The 450-nt window shown below is 70.0% G+C and carries 1 protein-coding gene; it reads left to right on the top strand.

Features of this window, described 5'->3' with window-relative positions; genetic code table 11:
- On the top strand, positions 1-450 hold a 450-nt coding region (locus tag GVL61_RS24500; protein ID WP_235037903.1), incomplete at both ends, for an NAD(P)-dependent oxidoreductase.

Below are 450 nucleotides of genomic sequence, written 5' to 3' on the forward strand. Positions count from 1 at the left end.
GCACCGTGCTGCGCGGCAAGACCCTCGGCATCTGGGGCTACGGCCGCATAGGGCAGATCGTCGCGGGCTACGGCCGCGCGTTCGGCATGAACGTGCGCGTCTGGGGCCGCGAGGCGTCGCGCGCGCAGGCGCTCAGCGACGGCCTGCAGGTGGCGACCACGCGCGAGGAATTCTTCTCGCAGTGCGACGTGGTCTCGCTGCACCTGCGGCTCAACGACGACACCCGCGGCATCGTGCGCCTGGAGGACCTCTCCTCCATGAAACCCAACGCCCTGCTCGTGAACACCTCGCGCGCCGAGCTGATCGAGCCCGACGCCCTGATCGCCGCCCTGAACCGCGGTCGTCCCGGCATGGCCGCCGTGGACGTGTTCGAGAGCGAGCCGATCCTGCAGGGCCATGCGCTGCTGCGGCTCGAGAACTGCATCTGCACGCCGCACATCGGCTACGTAG

Origin of the sequence: Novosphingobium sp. 18050 (genome assembly GCF_902706195.1) — a bacterium.
In the GTDB taxonomy this organism is placed as follows: domain Bacteria; phylum Pseudomonadota; class Alphaproteobacteria; order Sphingomonadales; family Sphingomonadaceae; genus Novosphingobium.